Annotated in this window: 27 protein-coding genes; 15 read left to right on the forward strand and 12 right to left on the reverse strand. The window is 37.9% G+C overall.

The window, feature by feature from the left end; all coding sequences use genetic code 11:
- Positions 1–88 precede the first annotated feature (88 nt).
- From LV716_RS12690 to crcB, 3 genes are all read right to left on the reverse strand, one after another.
- On the reverse strand, positions 89–1,345 hold the full coding sequence (locus LV716_RS12690; protein ID WP_163418167.1) for an ammonium transporter: 1,257 nt from the start codon (positions 1,343–1,345) through the stop codon (positions 89–91).
- A 34-nt stretch (positions 1,346–1,379) separates the two neighbouring features.
- Positions 1,380–1,718: a P-II family nitrogen regulator gene (locus tag LV716_RS12695; RefSeq protein WP_163418168.1), complete on the reverse strand. Its 339-nt coding sequence runs from the start codon at positions 1,716–1,718 to the stop codon at positions 1,380–1,382.
- A 268-nt stretch (positions 1,719–1,986) separates the two neighbouring features.
- Entirely contained in the window at positions 1,987–2,361 is a 375-nt protein-coding gene (crcB, locus tag LV716_RS12700; protein ID WP_163418169.1) for a fluoride efflux transporter CrcB, read from the reverse strand.
- A 536-nt stretch (positions 2,362–2,897) separates the two neighbouring features.
- Between crcB and LV716_RS12710 the strand changes: the two genes are divergently transcribed.
- Positions 2,898–3,284, forward strand: coding sequence for a nucleoside triphosphate pyrophosphohydrolase family protein (locus LV716_RS12710; RefSeq protein WP_163418170.1), 387 nt, complete (start codon positions 2,898–2,900; stop codon positions 3,282–3,284).
- 31 nt (positions 3,285–3,315) lie between these two features.
- Here the strand turns inward: LV716_RS12710 and LV716_RS12715 are convergent, their stop codons facing one another.
- The gene (locus LV716_RS12715) at positions 3,316–4,380 is read right to left on the reverse strand and encodes a branched-chain amino acid aminotransferase (RefSeq protein WP_163418171.1); all 1,065 of its coding nucleotides are present in this window, start codon (positions 4,378–4,380) and stop codon (positions 3,316–3,318) included.
- Between the two features lie 108 nt (positions 4,381–4,488).
- Between LV716_RS12715 and LV716_RS12720 the strand changes: the two genes are divergently transcribed.
- The 10 genes from LV716_RS12720 to LV716_RS12765 all read left to right on the forward strand — a co-directional run bounded on the left by LV716_RS12720 (position 4,489) and on the right by LV716_RS12765 (position 13,983).
- Positions 4,489–4,953, forward strand: a complete 465-nt coding sequence (locus LV716_RS12720; RefSeq protein ID WP_163418172.1) for a DUF4920 domain-containing protein — start codon at positions 4,489–4,491, stop codon at positions 4,951–4,953.
- A gap of 1 nt (position 4,954) precedes the next feature.
- The gene (mnmD, locus tag LV716_RS12725; protein WP_163418173.1) at positions 4,955–5,617 is read left to right on the forward strand and encodes a tRNA (5-methylaminomethyl-2-thiouridine)(34)-methyltransferase MnmD; all 663 of its coding nucleotides are present in this window, start codon (positions 4,955–4,957) and stop codon (positions 5,615–5,617) included.
- A gap of 137 nt (positions 5,618–5,754) precedes the next feature.
- The gene (locus LV716_RS12730) at positions 5,755–6,723 is read left to right on the forward strand and encodes a TIGR01777 family oxidoreductase (protein WP_163418174.1); all 969 of its coding nucleotides are present in this window, start codon (positions 5,755–5,757) and stop codon (positions 6,721–6,723) included.
- A gap of 135 nt (positions 6,724–6,858) precedes the next feature.
- Positions 6,859–7,434, forward strand: coding sequence for a nucleotide exchange factor GrpE (locus LV716_RS12735; RefSeq protein ID WP_163418175.1), 576 nt, complete (start codon positions 6,859–6,861; stop codon positions 7,432–7,434).
- A gap of 6 nt (positions 7,435–7,440) precedes the next feature.
- Positions 7,441–8,559 (forward strand): molecular chaperone DnaJ, encoded by a 1,119-nt coding sequence (dnaJ, locus tag LV716_RS12740; protein ID WP_163418176.1) that lies wholly within the window; start codon positions 7,441–7,443, stop codon positions 8,557–8,559.
- Between the two features lie 182 nt (positions 8,560–8,741).
- Positions 8,742–9,680, forward strand: a complete 939-nt coding sequence (locus LV716_RS12745; protein ID WP_163418177.1) for an ABC transporter ATP-binding protein — start codon at positions 8,742–8,744, stop codon at positions 9,678–9,680.
- Positions 9,673–11,013: an ABC transporter permease gene (locus LV716_RS12750; protein ID WP_163418178.1), complete on the forward strand. Its 1,341-nt coding sequence runs from the start codon at positions 9,673–9,675 to the stop codon at positions 11,011–11,013. The genes LV716_RS12745 and LV716_RS12750 overlap by 8 nt, the downstream gene beginning before the upstream one ends.
- A gap of 6 nt (positions 11,014–11,019) precedes the next feature.
- Positions 11,020–11,898, forward strand: coding sequence for a mechanosensitive ion channel family protein (locus LV716_RS12755; RefSeq protein WP_163418179.1), 879 nt, complete (start codon positions 11,020–11,022; stop codon positions 11,896–11,898).
- 62 nt (positions 11,899–11,960) lie between these two features.
- The gene (locus tag LV716_RS12760; protein ID WP_233759131.1) at positions 11,961–12,809 is read left to right on the forward strand and encodes a DUF6268 family outer membrane beta-barrel protein; all 849 of its coding nucleotides are present in this window, start codon (positions 11,961–11,963) and stop codon (positions 12,807–12,809) included.
- Between the two features lie 10 nt (positions 12,810–12,819).
- The gene (locus LV716_RS12765) at positions 12,820–13,983 is read left to right on the forward strand and encodes a sigma-54 dependent transcriptional regulator (protein WP_163418180.1); all 1,164 of its coding nucleotides are present in this window, start codon (positions 12,820–12,822) and stop codon (positions 13,981–13,983) included.
- 12 nt (positions 13,984–13,995) lie between these two features.
- Here the strand turns inward: LV716_RS12765 and LV716_RS12770 are convergent, their stop codons facing one another.
- Positions 13,996–14,706, reverse strand: coding sequence for a hypothetical protein (locus tag LV716_RS12770; protein WP_163418181.1), 711 nt, complete (start codon positions 14,704–14,706; stop codon positions 13,996–13,998).
- Positions 14,707–14,885: 179 nt separating this feature from the next.
- On the opposite strand from LV716_RS12770, the gene LV716_RS12775 reads away from it, so the two are divergent.
- From LV716_RS12775 to LV716_RS12785, 3 genes are all read left to right on the forward strand, one after another.
- A complete protein-coding gene (locus LV716_RS12775; protein WP_163418182.1) occupies positions 14,886–15,767 on the forward strand; it encodes a PPK2 family polyphosphate kinase in 882 nt (293 codons plus the stop codon).
- Complete coding sequence (locus tag LV716_RS12780) at positions 15,767–17,164, forward strand: M20/M25/M40 family metallo-hydrolase (protein WP_163418183.1); 1,398 nt, start codon at positions 15,767–15,769, stop codon at positions 17,162–17,164. Before LV716_RS12775 ends, LV716_RS12780 begins: the two co-directional genes overlap by 1 nt.
- A gap of 142 nt (positions 17,165–17,306) precedes the next feature.
- Positions 17,307–18,239, forward strand: coding sequence for a peptidylprolyl isomerase (locus tag LV716_RS12785; protein ID WP_163418184.1), 933 nt, complete (start codon positions 17,307–17,309; stop codon positions 18,237–18,239).
- 486 nt (positions 18,240–18,725) lie between these two features.
- Here LV716_RS12785 and LV716_RS12790 read toward each other — a convergent pair whose 3' ends face one another.
- Positions 18,726–18,920, reverse strand: coding sequence for a cold-shock protein (locus LV716_RS12790; protein WP_055397609.1), 195 nt, complete (start codon positions 18,918–18,920; stop codon positions 18,726–18,728).
- An 86-nt stretch (positions 18,921–19,006) separates the two neighbouring features.
- Positions 19,007–19,645 carry a peroxiredoxin gene (locus LV716_RS12795; protein WP_163418185.1) on the reverse strand — a complete coding sequence of 213 codons (639 nt, stop codon included), beginning with the start codon at positions 19,643–19,645 and terminating at the stop codon, positions 19,007–19,009.
- Between the two features lie 162 nt (positions 19,646–19,807).
- On the opposite strand from LV716_RS12795, the gene LV716_RS12800 reads away from it, so the two are divergent.
- Positions 19,808–20,350, forward strand: coding sequence for a YfiT family bacillithiol transferase (locus LV716_RS12800; protein WP_163418186.1), 543 nt, complete (start codon positions 19,808–19,810; stop codon positions 20,348–20,350).
- A 1-nt stretch (position 20,351) separates the two neighbouring features.
- On the opposite strand, the gene LV716_RS12805 is transcribed toward LV716_RS12800, so the two are convergent.
- The 5 genes from LV716_RS12805 to LV716_RS12825 form a co-directional block, all read right to left on the reverse strand.
- A complete protein-coding gene (locus tag LV716_RS12805) occupies positions 20,352–20,873 on the reverse strand; it encodes an N-acetyltransferase (protein WP_163418187.1) in 522 nt (173 codons plus the stop codon).
- Positions 20,870–21,202, reverse strand: a complete 333-nt coding sequence (locus LV716_RS12810; protein WP_163418188.1) for a cupin domain-containing protein — start codon at positions 21,200–21,202, stop codon at positions 20,870–20,872. Before LV716_RS12810 ends, LV716_RS12805 begins: the two co-directional genes overlap by 4 nt.
- 11 nt (positions 21,203–21,213) lie before the next feature.
- Positions 21,214–21,777, reverse strand: coding sequence for a thioredoxin family protein (locus LV716_RS12815; protein ID WP_163418189.1), 564 nt, complete (start codon positions 21,775–21,777; stop codon positions 21,214–21,216).
- 15 nt (positions 21,778–21,792) lie between these two features.
- The gene (locus LV716_RS12820; RefSeq protein WP_163418190.1) at positions 21,793–24,312 is read right to left on the reverse strand and encodes a M14 family zinc carboxypeptidase; all 2,520 of its coding nucleotides are present in this window, start codon (positions 24,310–24,312) and stop codon (positions 21,793–21,795) included.
- Between the two features lie 86 nt (positions 24,313–24,398).
- Positions 24,399–24,770, reverse strand: coding sequence for a PUR family DNA/RNA-binding protein (locus LV716_RS12825; RefSeq protein WP_163418191.1), 372 nt, complete (start codon positions 24,768–24,770; stop codon positions 24,399–24,401).
- Positions 24,771–24,832: the final 62 nt, after the last annotated feature.

Genomic DNA, 24,832 nt, shown 5'->3' on the forward strand with positions numbered 1-24,832 from the left:
AAGAGGACCATTTAATATTGTTATTGAGTTTTTGTAATTGAAAAAGGTTATTTAACGGAGCGTTCTGCCAAACGCTCCGTTTCCTTTTTTAATGCTGATTCATTCTAAAATCCGCATAGGCATCCATTCCATGTTCGTGAATGTCCAAACCTTCCACTTCTTCCTCTTCCGAAACCCGAAGGCCAGAGATTTTCTTAATGGCAAATAGGATGATGAATGCCGAGACCGAACAGAACGCAGCTGCTGCTCCAACACCTGCAAGTTGTACCAAGAATTGGTCAAAACTGGCTAAACTTCCAAAGATTCCAACGGCAAGCGTACCCCAGATACCACATATTAAGTGAACGGCAACCGCACCTACGGGGTCATCTAGTTTTAGTTTATCGATAAGTGCTACACCAAATACGATGACAACACCAGCAATCAAGCCTATGATTACTGCCTCGTTGGGAGACATTTGGTCAGCACCTGCAGTAATTCCTACTAAACCACCCAAGATACCGTTCAAGAACATGGTTAAATCGTAGTTTTTGTAGGCGATTAATGAAGTTAAAAATGCGGATACGCCTCCAGCAGCGGCTGCCAATGAAGTTGTGACCAATACCAATGAGGTCAGTTCTGGGTCGGCCGAAAGTACAGAGCCTCCGTTAAAACCAAACCACCCTAACCATAGGATAAGGACCCCAGCGGCTGCAAAAGGTAAACTGTGCCCTGGAATTGCCTTGGGTTTACCATCTTCGCCAAACTTCCCTATTCTGGCGCCAAGTAAGAAAATAGCAATCAATGCGCCCCATCCACCTACGGAATGTACCAGTGTGGAACCTGCAAAGTCATAGAATCCTTCTGCCGTCCCATAAGAAAGCGTAGAAAGGAAACCACCTCCCCATTGCCATGAACCTACAATAGGGTAAATAAGCCCTACGTATATGATTGTAAATAGCATAAATGCTCCAAGTTTTACCCGTTCTGCAACAGCTCCAGAAACTATTGTTGCGGCGGTCGCGGCAAACATTCCTTGGAAGAGGAAGTCTGTCCACCAAGTATAGCCTCCATCTGCATATTCTGGTGTCATGCCATTTTCTGGAGCTGCAATACCGAAGCCCGCAAATTTTAGAAACCCTAAATCTCCATCCTCAAAACCTGGGTACATTAAATTAAATCCTCCTATATAATAAAGTAGTAATCCAACACATATTATAAATACGTTCTTAAATAATATGTTTACGGTATTTTTTTGTCTGGTAAGACCGATTTCTAAAAAAGAGAAACCCAAGTGCATAAAAAACACTAGTCCTGTACAGATCATCATCCATACGTTATTCGCTGTAAATAATCCTGCGTCCATAATCTTTAAATATTGTTAGTGTTAGTTGAGTTGTTTAGTTAATTCCGGCACTACCGCTTTCCTTGGTTCTTATTCGGTAGGCTTCAATGACATCTGAAACGAATACTTTGCCGTCTCCCACATTTCCAGTTGCCGCAGCATCTATCAATGTATTTACCGTCCGCTCCAGAAAATCATCTGATACAACAATGACCAAATACCTTCTCTGTATGTCTGAAGTACTGTAGGAGATACCACGATAAACGTGCCCCTGTTTTTCATTTCCAACTCCAGTTACATCCCAGTAACTAAAGAAGTTGACCTCAATTCCATGAAGTGCTTTTTTCACCTCATCGAATTTGGATTTTCTAATAATTGCCTCGACTTTTTTCATAATTAAATAGTTAATTGATTTCCCAAATATATGTTAAATCAAAAAAGACTATGATAAATATCAGGTAGTTGGGTAAATTTTTATGCTTATGAAAAAAATACCCCCAGTATTTTAGGGGTAAGTTATTTTGAAGACGTTTTTATTAAGCATTTGATGATTTTTTCTTAACATTAGAATTAAAAATCAGATATTATTAATAGCAAATGTTCATTTTTGTGAAAAATGTTTAATAATCAACAAAAAATATTGAGAAAAGTTGATTTTATAACTAATTGCCCAATCGAGAGAGCCATAGGCCAACTGCAACGGCCAAAATGCCTAGAATAATGCTTGATGCCATGTAGAAAGAAAAATGAAAAATCTCACCGCTTTTTAAAAGACTGTGCTTTTCCAAAGCAAATGCGGAAAATGTAGTGAAGCCTCCACAAAACCCCGTGGCAAGAAATAATGTGCTGTTGTTTGATATTAGACTGCTTCTTGAAGCTATTCCCAGAATGAAACCAATGAGCAGCGCACCTACAACATTGGCTAAAAAAGTTCCCAAGAAGAAATTTGGAAAGATATTGTTTAGAGGTTTGGTAATAACATAGCGGAGCACACTACCAAGACCGCCACCGAGAAAAACAAGAAAAGCTTGCTTCATTCATTAAAAGTACAAACTAAACCGCTTTCTTGTATTGACTTTTAGAAGCTTCTTTAGGGAAAATTTTTGTTACAGAAGGCTCAGGTTTCTTTAAAGCTGTCTTGTTTAACTTGCTGTTAGAACCATTAACGCTAAGAAATAAGAGCAATGCATTAACAATAAGTAAAACTAAAAGGAGGCCGAAAAATGTTGTCATCTTGTACAAAACTAACGTTAAACAAAAGTACGTCTTTTACTACGTTGTACGTATTGCCTTATGAATAAAGTTGTAAAACGGTTAATTTTTGTGGTGTAATCAAGCTTGTTGTTAATTTTTAAGGAAATGTTTGATCAGGAATAAAATTATTATGAATGTGACAAAGGAGACCATAATCCATTTTACCCCTTTATAGTTTTTTTTGTGCAAGGATTTATCCTTTCGATACGATATTGAGATTATGGCAATAAAAACTACAACGAATAGGGCGGCAAAAATTAATTGTCCTGTGCTGAACATATTTTCTATTTTTACGCAAAGCTAAATCAAAACAGTAATAATGGAAAGTAAAATAAAGGCAGTAGAACTGTTTCATAACTCTTTTGGTCTTGGGGTGCTACAAGAACCGCAAGCAGACTTGGGAGCGGCAAAAAACAAGTTGCGATTTAATCTTATGGACGAAGAAAACAAAGAGTATTTAGAGGCTGCCAATGAGGGGGATTTAGTTGAAGTTGCCGATGCACTGGGAGATATGCTCTATATTCTTTGTGGGACAATTTTGGAACATGGGATGCAATACAAGATAGAAGAGGTCTTCGAAGAAATTCAGCGTAGCAATATGAGTAAATTAGGATTGGACGGCAAACCTATTTATCGTGAAGATGGAAAAGTACTGAAAGGGCCAAATTATTTTAAACCCAATATAGAAGGCGTTCTCGAAAAATAAAAAAGCACCTTTAAGGTGCTTTTTCTTTTTGTTATACTTTAAAGCGCCATCCAAATTTATCTTCAGCGCGGTTGTATTGAATATCGGTAATTCGTTTTTTTAGAAGTGCCGCATAACTTTCCGATAACTCAGGTAAATCATAATCTGTTTCTTTATGTCCAAAAGAAGAAATTGGAGAAATTACCGCAGCTGTTCCTGCACCAAACATTTCTTTAAGTGTTCCATCTTTTGCCGCATCTACAACTTCATTTACGGTAATCTTTCTCACTTCGGTCGCAATACCTTCGTCTTTGGCAATGTCTAAAATGCTTTTACGGGTAATACCATCTAAAATACGATCACTGGTGGGTCCTGTTATTAAGGTATCGTTGATACGAATAAAGATATTCATAGCACCCGCCTCCTCTATGAATTCATGATTATTGTCGTCTGTCCAGATAACTTGGTTGTATCCTTTTTCAATGGCAAGCTGCGTTGGGTAAAACTGACCGGCATAGTTTCCTCCGGCTTTTGCATAGCCCACCCCGCCGTTAGCTGAACGGGAATATTTCTCTTCGATCAAAACTTTGACCTTACCAGAGAAGTAAGAACCGGATGGCGCACAAGCTATGATAAATTTATACTCATCTGCCGGCGAAGCATGAAACCCAGTGCCAGAAGCCAATATAAAAGGACGAATATATAATGAACTACCAGATGCTTGCGGAATCCAATCTGATTCTATTTGAAGCAAGGTGGTCAGGCCATCAATAAAATAAGATTCAGGAAGTTCTGGGATTGCTAGCCTTTTGGCAGATTTATTTAAGCGCTTATGGTTTTCCAAAGGTCTGAAAAGCCAAGTATCTCCTGCTTCATCTTTGTACGCTTTCATTCCCTCAAAAATAGATTGTCCATAATGGAATATTTTTGCCGAAGGTTCCAAAGTTATAGGCTGATAGGGGACAACCTTTGGAGTTTGCCATGAACCGTTGACAAAATCGCAGACCAGCATGTGATCTGTGTAAACACTTCCAAACGAAAGATTGTCAAAATCAACATCATTGATTTTAGAAGTTTTAGATTTTTCTACCCTGATAGCTTTAGTCGTTGTTTCCATATCGAAAAAAATATTAACAGATAAAATTAGCTAATTATCCCTATTTTTCAGTGCTTTATTAATTTAAAATTCAGTTATTCCTTTACACATTATTTATTTTTTTTGATTATGAAAGTATTTAACATTTTAACTGCCATATTCTTACTGTTTCAGATGGTTGCTCATGCCCAAAATACAGATTTTGAAGCTTATGGAGCATCATTTAATGCAAATACTACTTCTGACCATAAAAATGGAGTTTTTGAAAAAATAGGCGTAAAAGACACTATCGCGACCCAAATATCAGGAACTATCGTTGAAGTATGTAAATCCAAAGGATGTTGGATGAAAGTGGATACCGGCAACAAAGAACAGGTTTTTGTAAAGTTCAAGGATTATGGCTTTTTTGTTCCCACGGATTCGGAAAATGGAAAGGTCGTTATGAACGGAGTTGCATTTGTCGAAGAAGTTTCGGTAGATGAACAAAGGCATTATGCAGAAGATGCGGGAAAATCCAAGGAAGAAGTTGCCAAAATAACCAAACCTAAAAGAACCTTAAGGTTTGAAGCTTCTGGAGTACAGATAGAAAAATAGTTTGAAGCGCAAAATCATAACTACTGCCGACGGTTCAAAAACCATCCAAATTGAAGATTGGGACGAGCAATACCATTCAAAGCATGGTGCAGTCCAAGAGGCCTATCACGTTTTCATTCAGAACGGTCTACGCCTATTTCAAGATAGATGTATCAGTATTTTAGAAGTAGGATTTGGTACAGGTCTTAATGCATTTATAACTTACTTGGAAAGTGTGCGTTTAAAGCTATCTGTGGAATATATAGGTGTGGAGGCATTTCCGGTAAAATCTGAAGAAATAGCGGCGTTAAACTATATAGAGAACTTAAATGCCCATGAACATCAGGAGCTTTTTGAAAAGATGCATAGCTCATCATGGGAAACTAAAACAAAAATTGCCCAGAACTTTGAATTGCTTAAGCAGCTGAAGGATTTTAAATCCATAAACGACGCTAATTTGTTCAATCTCGTTTATTATGATGCTTTTGGAGCAAGAGTCCAACCCGATTTGTGGACAGAAGAATTGTTTCTGAAAATGTACAGCGCATTGAAAAAAGATGGTGTTTTGGTAACATATTCTGCCAAAGGTAGTGTTCGTAGGGCCTTGGAGGCGGTTGGTTTCTCCGTTGAGCGACTGCCCGGACCGCCGGGCAAACGTGAAATGTTAAGGGCAACAAAGATTTAAATATTTTCATAATATTCTGTTAAGTAATGTATTCGGGTTGTCTTAAAAACAATTAAAGTTTAAACATTTATGTTAAACCTTAATTAATAGCTCAAAAACAGCAGGTTAAACTATTACATTTGTTTTAAAACGATTTTATGAAAGTGTTAATTACGGGTGCTACGGGTTTAGTGGGTAAAGCCATTACAAAGGTTTTGCATACTAAAGGTATCGCCGTTAATTACCTGACCACCAGTAAGGATAAAATAGTTTCAACAGAAAACTATAATGGTTTCTATTGGAATCCTACAGATGGTGAAATCGATATAGCTTGTTTTGAGGAAGTTTCGGCAATCATTAATCTTGCAGGTGCAAGCATTGCCAATAAATGGACGACTGCTTACAAGAAAAAGGTGCTTTCAAGCAGAATAGATAGTATTCAAACATTACACGAAGGGCTTAAAAAAGTAGATGCATCCCAAATCAAATCATTTGTTTCGGCATCGGCTATTGGTATTTACCCTTCTTCTCTTTACACATATTATGATGAGACGGAAACTGCGGTGGATGATAGTTTTTTAGGTGAGGTGGTAGAAGAGTGGGAGAAAAAAATAGACACGTTAAAAGTTTTCGATTTTAATGTAGCCAAAATAAGAATAGGAATTGTTTTATCTACCGAAGGAGGAGCTTTGCCAAAAATGGCCTCACCTGTTAAAAATTATGTGGGAGCTGCTTTTGGAAATGGTAAACAATGGCAATCTTGGATTCATATCAACGATTTGGCCAATATATTTGTTTATGTTCTGGAGAAGAGGTTGAAAGGCATTTTTAATGCAGTTGCCCCCAATCCTGTGACCAATAGCAAAATGACCAAGGAATTGGCAAAAATTCTTAAGAAGCCATTGGTTTTGCCCAATGTTCCAAAACCAATAATGGAACTGATTTTAGGAGAGATGTCGTACCTACTATTTGCAAGCCACAGGGTAAGTAGCAAGCGTATTGAAAAGAAAGGATACAATTTTGAGTTTTCCAATATATGCTGTGCTATCGAAGATTTATATACGAGCAAGCAAAATGTTGAAGTCTGTAAAACCAAAACTGCAAGTTTAAATAAAGAGGTTGCTTAATAATAGTTTCCTTATTCATAAAATTCAATCCGCCTATAAGGCGGATTTTTTTGTGATTTCTTGTGACATTTTGACATTTTTGGACAATTGGCAGTACTTTTGCCACTTCAGAAATTGAAAATAAAATTAAAGTATATGAGCAAGAAAAGTAAAGTTGAGGAAATAGACAGCGAGCTTAACGATTCCCAAACGCTGGAGACTCCTGAACTGGACGATGCAAATGCAGATGCTGAAAACGAAAATGGAGAGGTAGGGGAAGTTTCCGAAGAAGAACGATTACGTGAGGATTTGGCAAAGGAAAAAGATAAATTTCTCAGACTTTTTGCTGAATTTGAAAACTTTAAAAGACGCACTTCAAAAGAACGCGTTGAACTTTTTAAAACTGCAGGCCAAGAAGTAATCGTATCACTTTTACCTGTTATGGATGATTTTGACAGAGCGCTCAAAGAGATTTCAAAATCTGAGGATAAAGAAATGTTCAAAGGAGTGGAACTCATCAGCAATAAATTTAAGGAAACGCTCAAAGGGAAAGGATTGGAGCAGGTTGAGGTTGGTGCAGGAGATGTTTTTGATGCAGAAGTACATGATGCAATTACCCAAATTCCGGCTCCTAGCAAAAAAATGAAAGGTAAAATAATAGATGTGGTCGAAAAAGGATTTAAACTGGGAGACCGTATCATAAGACACCCAAAAGTGGTGGTCGGTAACTAAGAATATATGAAGGAGGACTTTTACGAAATATTGGGTATTTCCAAGGGCGCATCGGCTGCTGAAATTAAAAAGGCATACAGGAAAAAAGCCATAGAATTTCATCCTGATAAAAACCCTGGTGATGCAAAGGCCGAGGAAATGTTCAAAAAAGCTGCGGAAGCTTACGAAGTGTTGAGCGACCCCGACAAACGTGCCAAGTACGATCAATTTGGCCATGCCGCTTTTGAGGGTGGCGCAGGATTTGGCGGAGGCGGTATGAACATGGACGATATTTTCAGTCAATTTGGAGATATTTTCGGAAGTGCTTTTGGAGGTGGATTTAGTGGCTTTGGTGGCTTTGGCGGAGGTGGACAACGAAGGGTCAAAGGAAGTAATCTGCGCATACGGGTGAAATTGACTCTTGAAGAAGTCGCGAACGGTGTAGAGAAGAAGGTAAAGGTCAGGAGGAAAATTCAAGCGGCTGGCGTAACCTACAAAACATGTCCTACGTGCAATGGGAGTGGACAGGTGACCAAGATAACCAATACCATCTTAGGAAGAATGCAGACGGCAACTACTTGTAATACTTGTGGAGGAGCTGGTCAGACCATTGATAAAAGACCAAGTGGTGCCGATGCCCAAGGACTAAAAGTAGAAGAAGAGACTGTTTCCATTAAAATCCCACCAGGAGTGGAAGAAGGGATGCAGTTGAAGGTCACTGGTAAAGGTAATGGTGCGCCCGGCGATGGTATACCGGGTGATTTACTGGTCGCTATTGAAACTATTGAGCACGCTACATTAAAGAGAGAAGGGGATAATTTGCACTACGACCTTTACATTAGTTTTTCCGAAGCTGTCTTGGGGAGTTCCAAAGAAATAGATGCCGTAACTGGAAAAGTTCGTATAAAGTTGGAGCCTGGAATTCAATCAGGAAAAATTTTACGATTACGAGGAAAAGGAATTTCCAGTATAAACGGATATGGTAGTGGTGATTTGTTGGTTCACGTTAATGTTTGGACCCCAAAAGAGTTGAACAGAGAACAAAAAGAGTTTTTTGAACGCATGCAAAATGACGAAAATTTTGTGCCAAAACCCGAAAAATCGGATAAGTCGTTTTTTGAAAAAGTTAAAGATATGTTCTCCTAACGAATATTAGGTTTCTGTTTAAATAAAAAACGTATATTTGAAACTGATGTTGGGAAACCAATATCAAATTTTCTTTTTCATAGCAATTTTTTTCCCATCCTTGAATTTTTTAAGGGTGGGTTTTGTTTTTTAAACCACCCTGTCTTTTTGTCCAAATACATATCTTTGAAAAAATTGTTTACATGGATAACATCCTTGTTGCCAAAAATGTTTCCAAGTCTTATGGAGACTATACCGCATTGAGCAACATATCTTTAGAAATACCCAAAAACTGTATTTATGGCCTTTTAGGACCCAATGGGGCAGGGAAAACTACGTTCATCAGAATTATAAATCAGATAACGTATCAAGATAAGGGAGAGGTTTTGTTCAACGGTAAACCACTAGCACCCGAACATATTGCCCATATAGGATATTTGCCAGAAGAAAGGGGGTTGTACAAAAGCATGAAGGTAGGGGAACAGGCACTGTACCTTGCACAACTAAAAGGATTGTCCAAACAAGACGCAAAAAAAAGGTTGAAGTTTTGGTTCGAGCGATTGAACATAGGAGACTGGTGGAACAAAAAAATTCAGGAACTCTCCAAAGGAATGGCCCAAAAAATCCAATTCATAGTTACTGTGCTCCATGAACCTAAACTATTGATTTTTGATGAGCCTTTTAGTGGGTTTGATCCTATCAACGCAAATATTATCAAAGATGAAATTTTACAGTTGAGGGACAAGGGTACTTCTATCATCTTTTCTACCCATCGTATGGAATCTGTAGAAGAATTATGTGAATATATTGCATTGATTCATAAGTCTGAAAAAATATTGGACGGTAAACTATCAGAAATAAAAAAGGAATATAAAAACAATATTTTCAAGGTTGGTTTGGAAATAGAAAGAGATGGGGATGCCTTGATAGAACAATTGAAAGAAAAATTCCATATCCTGTCCTCAAATTTCAATATTCGGGAAAAGCAACTGGATTTTACATTGCAGTTACCTTCCAATAATACGTCAGGAGTACTTTCAGAAATAGCCAAACGGGCAAATGTCAATCGATTTGAGGAGACCGTTCCTTCGGCAAACGATATATTTATTCAGACCGTAAACAACAAGGAGGATAATGGGTAAGCTGGGATTGATTATAAAACGGGAATATCTGGCAAAGGTCCGAAACAAGTCATTTATTATCATGACGTTTCTCAGTCCTATTCTCATAGTGGGAATGATTGTTTTGATAGCTTACCTAACTGAAATTAACGATAGTGAAAAGCGGATTATTTCGGTTCTTAATGAAAGTGAATTTCTTTCAAAAGAATTTGAACCTACATCTAGCATGTCCTACGTTCTTTTTCAGGACCTTACACTACAAGAAGCTAAAGATTCAACAGTTTCGTTGGGCTATTATGGTCTGCTCTATCTTCCAACAGGTGCTGATTTAGAAAGTGTTGCCGAGTCTTCCTATCTATTTACCAAGGATAACCCCAATACAAATGTGACCCAACGTATAGAGGCTATTTTTCAAAAGCAATTACTTCAAAAAAGATTAAGAAAGTTGGGAGTTTCCCCAGAACAGTTCTCTGATATCGAAGCGCAGTTTGAAATAAATTTAGCTGCATTCAGTGGAGAGAAAAGTATAAAAGGTATTAACGAGATCAAGGCTTTTATTGGGGGTGGATTTGGTTATGCCATTATGATGTTCATTATCATTTATGGCGGTTTTGTTATGCGTAGTGTCATCGAGGAAAAAACCAGTAGAATTATAGAGGTTATCATTTCTTCGGTAAAACCGTTCCAACTTATGCTGGGGAAAATTATAGGAACTTCTTTGGCGGGAATAACCCAATTCACCATATGGATACTATCTGCATCTCTTTTGCTGTTTTTGATTGCGCTTTTCTTCGGAATTGATTTTGGTGCGATGGATTCAAATGCTCCGCTGCCACCAGGACCTATTGGTGGGGTATCTCAATTTTCTAATTCGATAGATAGCGATACCATGCTTTATGCCAATGAAATCCTAAATATTCCCTGGATGCTTTTGATAAGCTCATTTTTGGTTTACTTTGTTTTGGGGTATTTGATTTACAGTTCAATTTATGCGGCCATTGGAGCTGCCGTGGATAATGAAACGGATACCCAGCAGTTTATTTTTCCGATTATATTACCGCTTATGTTAGGGATTTATGTTGGTTTCTTTTCTGTATTCAGTAACCCTAATGGGCCTATTGCGGTAGGGTTTTCCTTATTTCCGTTAACTTCACCTATAGTAATGTTGATGCGGCTTCCTGGGGGTATTGGTGAAGGTGGAGTACCTTTGTGGCAATTGTTGTTGTCCATTGGTTTGCTGATTGCTACTTTTTTGGGCATAGTATCGTTGGCGGCTAAAATTTACCGGGTGGGTATTTTAATGTATGGAAAAAGACCTACTTATAAAGAATTATTTAAATGGTTGAGATATTAATTTGAAATGCAGGAAGAAACCAGTGAGATAAAAGAAATTATTGAAGAGGATATCTGGGGTACCATTAAAGAATTTCTGGACTTTGGATTTCATCTTGGCGAAGGCGATAAATCCATCAACCTGACCGTTGGCCTGTTACTGCTTGTCACTGTAGCCTTTGTTTTTACCAAGTTTGTAATGAAATGGCTAAAGCATTTGTTCACCAGAAAAATGGATCTGGAGGACAAACGAAAATTTGCCAGTGTTTTTAAGTTTATCAATTATGTGATTTATCTGGTGGTCGTGTTGGTGACACTGAGTGCTGCCGGAATCGACATTACACTTGTCATTACTGCCTCTGCAGCTTTGTTTGTAGGATTGGGGCTGGCGTTACAAGAACTGTTTCAAGATATCTTGGGAGGTATTTTCATTATCATAGATAAATCTCTACAAGTTGGGGATATTGTTGAGGTAGATGGAAAAGTTGGCAAAGTATTTGAAATAAAGTTACGCACAACCAGGGCATTGACCCGTGATGATAAAGTCATTATCATTCCCAATCATAAGTTTGTTAGTGATATTGTATACAATTACACGCAGAACCATAGAACTACACGTGAAAAAGTGAATATTGGGGTAGCTTATGGAAGCGATGTTTCCTTGGTCACCAAAATTTTGGAAGAAGTTGCCGCTGAGCAGAAACAGGTACTTAAAAATCCAAAACCATTTGTTCTTTTCGATGATTTTGGAGATTCGGCGCTCCTTTTTTCACTGCATTTTTTTACTAATGATAGTTTTGGCGACCCAAAAATCAAAAGTGATATTCGCTATCATATTAATGCCAAGTTCAAAGAAAACGAAATCAGTATCCCATTCCCTCAACGAGATGTTCATTTAAAACAATAAAACCCCTAGAACATATAAAAACACCAACATATCATACAGTAACAAGGCTAATCTTTATTTTCTTGGGCATATTATACAGTGAAATAGCTTTAGGCCAGAGTTCGGATATCTTTAGATTGGAGTATCTGAACATACCAGAAAACGATACAGGGATTAAAACACAGCGCTATAGATTTCTCTTTAACCTTCCTATAAAACTGAATGAAAAGAAAGACTACCTAATCACTGGTGTTGAGTACAACAAACTGGATATTGGTTACTCTCAGGATTTTCCCTTTGATAGCAGTGAGTTGAATAGGTTTCATGTGGTGGACTTTAATTTGGGCTACATTACAAAATGGAATGAAAATTGGAATCTGGTAACAATACTTACGCCAAGATTGGCTTCCAATTTTATAAACGGAGCAATGACAGATGATTTTTTTATGAACGCAACGGCAACATTATGGAAAGAAAACTCAAAAGCGGACAAACCGTTTCGAATTGTTTTGGGACTTTCCTATAACAGTACTGCCGGTCTTCCCATTCCGTTACCTATTGTAAGTTACTATAAAAGATTTCATCCAAATTGGTCGTATACCTTGGGCATACCCCGTACAAATTTTAAATACCATATCACTAAAAAGCATACGTTGGAAACCACATTGTTATTGGATGGTTATTTTATCAATTTGCAAAACGATATTCTTTTGCCAGATAATCAAGTTGGGTCAAGAATAACACTTTCCGCATTAGTGGGAGCGATTGGTTATCAATGTAATATGTCAAAAAGGATGTCGCTTTACGCCTTGGTTGGACGCTCTTTTGAACAAGGGGGCAATTTACGAAACGACAATAGGCAAGACGTTTTTTTATTGAATGATGAATCAAATCTTTATATTAGAACTGGGTTCAAGATTGGAATTTTTTAAATAGCACATTATGTCAAAAATATTGGTAATAGAAGACGAATCAGCCATACGGAGAGTTTTGGTGAAGATTTTGGGTGAAGAAAGTGATACCTATAATGTACAAGAGGCCGAAGATGGCTTAAGAGGTATTGAAGCCATAAAAAAGGAGGATTTTGATTTGGTGCTTTGCGATATTAAAATGCCAAAGATGGATGGTGTTGAAGTGCTTGAAGCTGCCAAAAAGATTAAGCCAGAGATACCGTTTATTATGATTTCGGGCCATGGGGATTTGGATACTGCCGTAAATACCATGCGCCTTGGAGCATTTGATTACATTTCCAAACCCCCAGATTTAAACCGGTTGTTGACTACGGTCAGAAATGCGCTTGATCGTAAAGAATTGGTCGTGGAAAACAAGATTCTTAAAAAGAAAGTTTCCAAGAACTACGAAATGGTAGGTGAGAGCCAGGAAATAGGCGTTATAAAAGATATGATCGAGAAGGTAGCTCCAACAGACGCCCGTGTTTTGATTACTGGCCCCAATGGAACGGGAAAAGAACTTGTTGCCCACTGGCTACATGAGAAAAGTCCTAGGTCTTCTGCGCCTTTTATCGAGGTCAACTGTGCAGCTATTCCATCAGAATTGATAGAAAGTGAGCTTTTTGGTCATGTTAAAGGTGCATTTACATCTGCGGTAAAGGACAGGGCCGGTAAATTTGAGGCAGCCAACAAGGGAACTATTTTTTTGGATGAAATAGGGGATATGAGCCTATCCGCTCAAGCCAAGGTGCTTAGGGCGCTGCAAGAAAATAAGATTTCTAGGGTTGGTACGGATAAAGACATAAAAGTAGATGTTCGTGTTTTGGCGGCCACCAACAAAAATCTAAAGAAAGAAATAGAAGAGGGTAAATTTAGGGAAGACCTGTATCATCGTTTGGCGGTCATTTTAATAAAAGTACCGGCATTGAACGATAGGCGAGAAGATATTCCTATGCTGATCGAATTCTTTTCAGAAAAAATAGCTTCGGAACAGGGCACTGCCCAAAAAAGTTTTTCAAAAAAGGCCATTGCACTTCTAAAAGGATACGACTGGACAGGAAATGTACGTGAGTTACGTAATGTGGTGGAACGATTAATTATACTTGGAGGCAAGGAAGTCTCCGAAGATGATGTAAAGCTATTTGCCAGTAAGTAGCAAAGATGGTTCTTATTTGGAGCAATCTCCCAAACGCGAGAGTGCCGCATCAGAAAGGGTCTTTACGCGTTGATAGTATTGTTTTTTAGGCTCGGATAACTCCGTATTCAAAAGAGTCAATCGTGCTTCCTCACTTGTTTTTGAAATAAATTCAAAGGCCTCTTTGCAATTCACCTCTTTTACTATTTTATCCAAAGAATTTTCGAAGCCCAATAAACAATTGTGTATTTGTTGTTTTGAAGGCTTTATCCTTGGTTCAATGACACCATTTTGAGTGCGAAGCGCATCTTTCGTATTTAAAACCAACATGTTATTACCGTAAACACTGGAAAAATCTTGATCATAGTTCTTAAGGACATTCATCCCAATTTCAGTACTTTTCAATGCGCTGTGCAACGATTTTTTAGACTCCTCAAAGGAAGTTGCTCTTGTAGCGGTTTTTAGGTGGTCAAGAGTTTTATCAAGGCTTTCAATAGTGCCTTCACAACCACAGTCTATAAAATTGTATTTGGTTTTTTCGATTCCGTTGAGTGCTTTATAAGCATGATATTTAGACTTGTTAAAATCATTCGCCACAATAGCTCGTTGCGTCTGACTTTTTATATACTCTAAGTTGGAATTGGCATACTCACATGCATTTCGTATGCTAAAAGAAGATAATAGAAATAGACTGATAACGCCTATAACAAAAATGATGAAAAGAATAATCTTTTTAGTTCTCATAACGCTAGATTTGGGACTTTGCGTCTTATTATTCCTACTAAATTAGCTCAAGAATCATATGAAATCCAAAAAAATCGTTTAAAAAGCAATCTATCACTATGAGTTGCATTTAAGATCGGTGAATAGTTGTTTTGAGGCGGTGAATGGAGTATTGGTTAAAAAAAAGTATATTCATTACCATGAAAAAAGTTGATACAGGAGAATACTTGGTGAAAAAAGAGATAATACTTTCAAAATATGCCACTCTAGAAGATTTTGGTACAGGGGAAGAGAAACTCAAAGACGAACTTAAGGATATCAGAAAGGATTTGGGAGAATTCCAGAATACGCTCTACGCCCACGGAAAGTATAGTGTACTCATTTGCCTTCAGGGAATGGATACTTCCGGTAAGGACAGTTTGGTACGAGAGGTCTTTAAAGACTTCAATGTACGCGGTGTGGTGGTACATAGTTTTAAGGTGCCTACTGAATTGGAACTAAAACATGACTACCTCTGGCGCCATTATATTGCATTGCCCGCACGGGGTAAGTTCAGTATTTTTAACAGAACCCATTATGAAAATGTATTGGTAACTAAAGTACATCCCGAGTATATTTTAGGAGAAAATATTCCAGGAATTGAATCGGTATCCGATATAGATGAAACGTTTTGGGAAAACCGGTATAGGCAAATCAACGATTTTGAAAAGCATATCACTGAAAACGGTACTATAATCTTTAAATTTTTTCTTCATCTTTCCAAAGAAGAACAACGGCAACGTTTGTTACGTAGACTAAGGCTAAGAGAAAAGAATTGGAAATTTTCTCCTAGTGACCTTAAAGAGCGAAAGTTATGGGATGACTATCAAAACTGCTATGAAGAAGCCATTAATAAAACATCAAAACCCCATGCTCCATGGTATGTGATTCCTGCTGACAATAAAAAAGCAGCGCGGGTCATCGTTGCTTCTATCTTATTGAAAGAGTTAAAAAAGTATAAAGATGTCAAAGAACCTGAGTTAGAAGAGAAAATAAGAGTTAATTTAGAAAGCTTTAAGCAAGAATTGGAAAAAGAATCCTAATGAGAACAATCGTACTAATGGCCATTTTTTTGGTCAGCACCCCATTTTTTTCACAGTCAGATGATGAAAAACAACTCAGGGCAATATATGATAAGGCCCTGACCAATGGAAAAGCTTATGATTGGCTGAACCACCTTTCCAACCAGATTGGTGGACGTCTATCTGGATCTATACAGGCTCAACAAGCAATTGATTACACAAAAAAACAATTGGATTCCATTGGATTGGATAGAGTATGGCTACAACCTGTAATGGTTCCAAAATGGGTTAGGGGAACTCCAGAATTTGCATATATGGAAACAAAACCCGGACTTACCACTAATGTGCCTATTTGTGCACTTGGAGGTTCGGTGGCTACACCAGATGGAGGTTTAAAGGCCAATATTGTTGAGGTGCAGGGTATAGAGGATTTGGAAAAATTGGGGAAAGATAAAATAGCGGGCAAGATTGTTTTTTACAACCGCCCCATGGACCCTACTCAGATTAGTACCTTTACTGCATACTCCGGTTGTGTGGACCAACGTTATTCCGGAGCAGCCGAAGCGGGCAAGTATGGTGCTGCTGGGGTAATTGTACGTTCTGTTAACTTGCGTTTGGATGATTATCCACATACTGGCTCAATGAGTTATGGTGATACTCCTGTCTCCGATAGAATTCCAGCAGCGGCAATCAGTACAAAAGGGGCAGAATTGTTGAGTACCACCCTTACATTGAATCCGGATATCAAGTTCTATTTCAAACAAAATTGTAAGCAGTTCGATGATGTGCAATCTTATAATGTAATCGGAGAAATTAAGGGTTCTACACATCCTAATGAGATAATGATCGTTGGCGGACATCTGGATTCTTGGGATTTAGGCGATGGTTCTCACGATGATGGCGCTGGTGTAGTACAGAGTATGGATGTGTTACGATTAATAAAGGCCAACGGATACAAACCCAAAAGAACCTTACGTGTTGTCTTATTCATGAACGAGGAAAATGGTTTACGAGGGGGAAATAAATATGCTGAGGTGGCCAAAAGCAAAAATGAGAACCATGTTTTTGCTTTGGAAAGTGATGCTGGGGGATTTACACCACGGGGCTTCTCCTTTGATTGTACCGAAGAGAATTTTGATCAAGTACTAGGTTGGAAAAAGTTATTTGAGCCCTATTTGATACATATGTTCGTAAAAGGTGGAAGTGGAGCAGATATTGGTCCTTTAAAAACGGAAGATTTAGTACTTGCAGGATTGCGTCCAGATTCCCAACGATATTTTGATCATCACCATGCGGAAAATGATACATTCGAGCATGTAAATAAGCGTGAACTGGAGCTAGGAGCTGCTACCATGGCAAGTTTGGTCTATCTTTTTGACAAGTATGGAACAATTACTTCTAAAAAGATAAAGGGCTAAAAATAGCTGCAGAACAACAGATTTTAAACAATTTCTATTTTTCTTGGTTTCAAATTGATATCTTTTTTGATACTGTGGACAACCAATAAAACCGCTACCTTTGCATTCTTGAAAATTTCAGGTAATAAATAATAGAAAAAAGATGCAAGACGGAATCTACGCAAAATTTAATACTACAAAAGGGGAGATTTTAGTAAAATTGACCCATGACAAAACCCCTGGCACTGTAGGCAACTTTGTTGCTTTGGCAGAAGGTGATATGGAAAATGGTAGCAAGCCACAAGGAAAACCTTACTATGATGGACTTAAGTTTCACCGTGTCATACAGGATTTTATGATTCAGGGAGGATGTCCCCAAGGAACGGGTACAGGCGACCCTGGATACAAGTTCGATGATGAGTTTCATCCAGAGCTTACCCATGAAGGACCAGGTGTACTTTCCATGGCCAATGCAGGTCCCGGAACCAATGGAAGTCAGTTTTTTATAACACATGTGGCTACACCTTGGTTGGACAATAAACACACTGTTTTTGGTTTTGTGGAACATGGACAAGAAGTTGTTGATGCCATTGTCCAAGATGATGCGATTGAAAAACTGGAAATTGTTCGAGTAGGTGAAGAGGCGGAAAGTTGGAATGCCATTGAAGCATTTAGAACTTTTGAAGGAGCACGGGAGAAACGTATTGCAGAACAAAAGGCACAGGCAGAAGCAGAAATGGAAAAATTAGCAGCTGGTTTTGATACAACGGAATCTGGTCTGCGTTATAAAATGATTCAAGAAGGAAGTGGTGCAAAAGCGGAAAAAGGTAAAACAGTTTCCGTACACTATGAAGGTAGTTTGACAAACGGACAGGTTTTTGATTCCTCCTATAGTAGAAACCAACCTATAGATTTTACTTTGGGTGTAGGTCAGGTAATTTCTGGTTGGGACGAAGGTATTGCGCTATTAAAAGTTGGCGATAAGGCACGTTTTGTAATACCATCGCATTTAGCTTATGGCAGTGCTGGTGCTGGTGGCGTTATCCCTCCAGATGCAACTTTGATATTCGATGTGGAATTGATGAACGTTAAATAAAATAATTTAACTTCAAGGTAAACGAAAAGCTCTCAAATATTGGGAGCTTTTATTTTGATTTATTAACACTTACCAATAACAGACAAAGGTTAAGCGCAAGTAATAAAAGCAATACTGTAAAAAAAGTGCCCATCTCTATTTTTTTGTAGATAACTGTCTTATCATTACAACAACCCAACGGAAAAAAACCCTACTATATTGTATAATAGCTCTTTTCAAGCCTTCTATTTGATAAAGATATTATCAAAATCTACTTTTTTGAACTGGTCAAGCTTAGCAAAAGCAGCACTAGGTTAATAACCAGTAACACTGATAGAATTGCAAAAAAGGTTCCCATAGTGTTGTCTATTTAAAATGTGGGAAAGCTCGGTTTGTTTAATGTTTAGATGAAAAAAAGTGAAGAGGTTGCGTTTAGATCAAACAAAAAGTAAATAAAAAACCCAAGCATTAGCTTGGGTTTGTCTTATAAAAAAGTGTGCTGTTACCTTAATCTATAACTTGTACATTTACGGCGTTCAATCCTTTTTTACCTTGCTGTAGTTCGAATTCTACGGCGTCACCTTCTCTAATTTCGTCAATTAAGCCTGAAACGTGTACGAAGTGATCTGTGTTTGAACCTTCTTCAGTAATAAAGCCATAGCCTTTTGAATCATTGAAGAATTTTACTGTTCCTTTACTCATAATAAAAACTAAAAATTAATTTGAGCTGCAAATGTACAGTTAATTTATTGGAAACTAGGATTTTTTATTTTTTTTTGAAAAGTTTTCTACGCTGTAGGGTCCGGTGTTAAACGCAGGTAAGGCTTGACTTCTTCAACTCCTTTGGAAAAAATCTCCTTCGCCTCTTGGGTTGGTATTGATGGACTTACAACCACTTTTTCTCCATGTTCCCAGTTTGCCGGTGTTGCAACTTTATGATGTGCAGTCAACTGTAGTGAATCAATTACGCGCAATAACTCATAAAAATTACGTCCGGTCGAAGCAGGATAAGTTAAAATCAGCTTAACTTTTTTGTCGGGGCCTACGATGAAAACCGAACGAACTGTTAGAGTATCGTCCGCGTTAGGGTGAATCATATCGTACAAATCGGACACCTTTCTGTCTTCGTCCGCTATAATCGGAAAATTGACAATGGTATCTTGAGTTTCATTAATGTCTTTAATCCATTCAGCGTGCGATTCGGCACCGTCTACACTTAAGGCCATCATTTTTACATTGCGCTTTTCAAACTCATCCTTGAACTTGGCTGCTGTTCCTAATTCTGTAGTACAAACTGGTGTAAAATCAGCAGGATGAGAAAATAATATTCCCCAACCGTCACCTAGATAATCATAAAAATTTAGTGTTCCCTGTGAAGTTTCAGCAGTAAAATCGGGAGCTGTATCGCCTAATCTAATTGTAGCCATATATATTTTGTTAAAATTGAATAATAAATTACCCTACAAAATTAGTAGATTGTTTTTCTTAATGTTTTAGTTCTCGTTAAAAGTGTATTAAAGTTTTAAGCTTTGAACGGGAGAAGCAAAGTAACCAGGACGATAAACATGAAAGTTTGTTATTTTTAGCCTATGGAAAATGATACATTGGAAAAACTACGATATCCCATTGGTAAATATGAGATTCCTGAGAAGATTACTGAAAATCATTTAAAAGAATGGATTGCCATACTGGAGCATTTACCCCAGCGATTGAACGATATGGTGATTTCACTTACGGCTCAACAATTGGAAACCCCATATAGGCCAGGAGGATGGACCGTTAGACAGTTGATACATCATATTTCTGACAGCCACCACCACAGTTACATACGATTTAAATGGGCTCTAACGGAAGATACACCCGTTATAAAACCTTATTTTGAGAAAGAGTGGTCCAAATTATTCGATGCAAAGACTGCACCCATTCAAATGTCACTGGACCATCTTAAAGCTGTCCATGCCAAATTGGTTTACCTGCTAAAAGGGCTTTCCAGTGAGCAACTCCAGCGAAAATTTATACATCCGGTGGGGAATGAGGAAACGACTTTGTTGGAAAATGTGGGTCGCTATGCTTGGCATGGCAGCCACCATTTTGCACATATTAAAAATTTAATCGAAAGAGAAGGCTGGTAGTTTAGACAGATTTGGTTAAAATCCACATCGCTTTTTCTGACGGTTTTACCCCTTTAAGTGTAAGTTCACTTTCCCTTTTTATCTGAAAACCATTCTTTATATAAAAGTTGATGGCGTTTGCTTTTTTCATGGTGTCCAACCATATCATCTTTTTCTTGAGCCCTTTTGCATAAGCTTCAATTAATTGCAATGCTTTTTTTCCGTTTCCTTTACCAGAAAATTCTCGTAGCAAGTAGATTTTTTCAATCAATACCAAATCGTTTGCTGGGAGTTCATCTAATGGGCAATCTATCACAAGCTTAACAATTCCTATAGTTGTATGTTCAGCTTTCACTAAAAAGTGGACCATATTCGTATTTGCCAATTCAGTTTTGACTACGTCTTTGGTGAAACTTTTTTCGATATATGGAGTGGGATTTTCATTTTCCCATAAATGTAAATAATGTTCTTTATACGATTTTGTGCCAATAGAAATATAGTTATCTATAGTTTTGGGCGAAAGAGGTTCCAAGACAATTCTCATACCTTTTGTTGATTTCCTTCACCGCCTTCGGGACCATAGAAAAATACCCATGTTGAAAAATCTTCCGTAAAATTTTCGAACCGATGCACAACTCCTGAGGGAACGAATAAAAAATCCCCAGGACCATAGGTAGTTCGCTCGGTACCATTCAAAAACTCTCCCGTTCCTGAGATTATGACATAGATTTCATCTTGGGCATGTGGTTGCTGCAAATCCAATTGTTCGGGTTTATAGATTTCTACCTGCAAAGTACCATGCTCAAACAAACGGATAAACGGAGAGTTTTGTTCCGATAACTTTTTTATAGCTTCTTTTGGATTTATTTTCATGGAAATGACTGTTAACGATTATCCTTCCATTTTATGTTGCAACCTATGCTTGGTTTTTGATGGGCACTTATAGCTTTTCTATTTAATAAAGAATCCATGGCGTTGCGTAAATCCGAACCCGTTACAGGGATACCATTCCCCGGTCTGGAATCGTCCAACTGTCCTCGGTACACTAGTTCCGACTGTGCATTAAAAAGATAAAAATCAGGTGTGCATGCCGCATCGTATGCTTTGGCTACTTCTTGTGATTCATCATATAAGTATGGAAACGAATACTCTTCTTCTTTTGCTTTCAGTTTCATTAAATGTGGTGCATCTTGGGGATAGTTGACCACGTCGTTACTAGAAATAGCTATAAAATGTATGCCCTTGTCCTGGTACTCTTTTCCCATTTTGGAAATCTCTGGGCTAACATGGATGACAAATGGACAATGGTTACAAATAAACATGATGAGCGTACCGTTTCCTCCCTTCAATTCTTCAAGGGAACGAAATTTATCGGTTACCGTATCAAGTAGGTTAAACGAAGGTGCTTTTGTGCCCAAGGGCAACATATTACTTGGTGTACGAGCCATTGTAGAAGGGTTTGATTACATCATTTGTCCAAAGAAAATAGCGTTCATCAACAACTTATTGGTTCCATACCAAAATGCCCTAAAATTGGTGTTGTCCGTAAATAGAATAACGCTTCCTTTGCCCATTCTTTTTACTTTAAAGGGCACACTATTTTTGATAAGTTCTTCATTCTCTTCGGAAATGTAACCGCTCAACAATGGGTCGTTGGTATATTGGATTGGATTGTCGTAGCTGTTTTTTTCTGGCTTTAAATAAATATTGGTATTTCGGAACAATGCCAATTTATCATTTTTATAACCATAGTTGATGGGGTGGGAGCGGTCCAGCTTAGCTTCAAAGATTGCACCACCGGTGACTTGTGCACCACTAAAATCGCGTTTACGATCAAATGGAATATTTTTGGCGACCAATGTATCTTCCTTCATTTGTAGTTTTAAGAACTCATGTTTTTTAAACCAATTGGCGGTGTTTCTATATCCAATGATGGTACCGCCGCTCTTTACCCAACTTTTAATTTTTTCCGCTCCTTTTTTATCCAAAATGCTACTCCTCCAACCACTGGGAATGATTAAATCTGAGTATTCTGCTAAATCCACTGTATTAAAGTAACGGGTATCTATTTTTGTGATTTTTATGTCGTAACGCGTATCGAAAAGATGCCAGATTTCGCCTGCGTCGTAAGGGCGTATACCATCGCCCACTAAAATTGCCACTTTTTGTTTTTTGATAGGGTCAAAATCATTACTTCCCAAGTCGATTCCTTGCGTAAGGCCAGTGGAAACAGCTGTGATTTCAATACCACTTTCTTTAGCGATTTCATTTAAAAAATCATACAGTTCCTTGGGATTCATTTCCTGATTATGCACTGGTATCATAATAGTGCCATAATCATAATCTTTCCCTTCCAAAGTAAATGGAGATTTTGCTGTTTTTGCCCTTAGCCCTTTTTCTAAAATTTTGTTCAGCATTTTTGGGGAATAGTATTCATTCCATTCAAATAGGTAAGCATAATTACTTTGCTTATCGACTCTGCCACTGGGAGGATTAAAATCTATTACTTCATCACCTGCATTGGAAAGTGAAGTAAGGTTTGCATAATCTAAATTGAATGCCAAAGGAAAAGTCCAAGCGGATATGTCATAAAAAAGACTGTCTTGGAAGGTTGTTCTTTTCTCGAACATAGCATTGATAAGTCTCGGATTTTTTTGATTCATGGGAACCACATAGCTATATCCTTTTTTATACATTTTCCCTCCAATTTTGGTGTCAGAGGCCAACTCGTGAAATTTTATCTTGTGCCTGTTCAATATTTCGGCTAAATGCCATGTTTTGTAGGCATCCTTACTATCACCAAAGACAATTGCTTTTGTTTTGCTCTTGGTCGCTTCATTGCGCATATCGCCATAAAACTTTTGTTGATAGTCCAGTATTTTGGTACGCATATTTTTGGCGGCCTCTATGGTTGACATGGCAGTTGTGAATTGATTCCGAATAGTGAACGGAAACGTTAAGATACCGTTTTCACTTTCTTGAATATGCCCTCTTGAGCTTCCTTGTTCAAAAAGAATACCTATACTACCATTTACATCTGGAAAAGTAGAGCCTTTTCCGTAATAATAATCGTCATAGTTTTCCTCTGAATAATACAACGAGCCTATTTTATCCAATGCCTTGGCATGATAGGTTCCAATTTCCTTTGTGAGCTCTTGATTGATTTTTGGCGTCAACGGATTTACCCTGCTAGGTTCTCCTGGTTGAAAGAAAAATGTTGAGTTTGTTCCCATTTCGTGATGGTCGGTAAGAATATTGGGCAACCATTTATGGAAGGTTTCAATACGTGCCCTACTTTCGGGCAATTGAACGGGTAGCCAATCACGGTTCATGTCGAACCAGTAATGATTTGTTCTTCCCCCTGGCCATACTTCATGATACTCTCTTTCATTGTTATCGGGATTCAGGTTCTTGCTCTTATTTACATTGGCCCAATATGCGAAGCGCTGGAGCCCATCAGGATTAAAACAGGGGTCCAATAGAACGACCATATTGTCCAACATAGCTTCAATTTCTGGACCCTGTGCCGCAGCCAAATAATAAGCATAGGCCAAAGAAGCGTTAGACCCACTTGGTTCATTTCCGTGAATGGAAAATCCTTGATACACTATGATGGGCATTTCAGATGTATTCAGACCAGTATTTCCCTCGGACAGCCCAATATGTTGTTGCTGTATATTTTCAATATTCTGATGATTTTCAGGTGTGGTAATCGTAAGTAAAAGTATAGGTCTGCCCTCAAATGTTTCTCCGCGATTTTCGATGGTTATCCTATCGCTGGATGAAGCCAATTGTTGCATGTAGAACATAAGCTTGTCATGCGTTACATGCCACTCCCCAACTTCATGCCCAATGATTTCTGATGGTTTTGGAATATTTTGGTCATAAGTCACATTATCGGGTAAATAATACTCCAATGTTACATTTTGTGCGGTAAGGGTAAAGCTAAAGAGTGCAAAAAGCAGGATGCTGGTCAACCTCATGAAATTGTGTTTAAGTTAGTTAGTGCTAAAAATAAAAAACGACCTGCGTAATACAGGTCGTTTTAAGGTTTTTTTAAAGGTTCAGTTTAGATATCATCAAAATCGACATCGGTAAAACTGCTCTTGGTTTCACTTTCGTTCGAGCTAGTCTCTTCTTCCTTCTTAAAGTCTTTTTGATGGCGTTCTGAGATTACTTCTTGTCCCTTTTCATCTATGATGTAATCCATCATCTCTTCCATGATATCCTTGAAAGCTGTAAAATCTTCCTTGTACAAGTAGATTTTGTGTTTTTTGTAATGAAAAGAACCATCATCATGGGTGAATTTTTTGCTTTCTGTGATGGTTAGATAATAGTCACCGGCTTTAGTACTTCTTACATCAAAAAAGTAAGTTCTTCTCCCGGCCCTTAAGACTTTGGAGTAAATTTCCTCTTGGTCCATAATATCTTTATCTCCCATATGGTCTAGTATAATTTAGTGCAATGATGAATAATTCTACCAAAAATGTAAAAAAAAAGCTA

The organism is Flagellimonas sp. HMM57 (genome assembly GCF_021390175.1).
Classification (GTDB): Bacteria; Bacteroidota; Bacteroidia; order Flavobacteriales; family Flavobacteriaceae; genus Flagellimonas.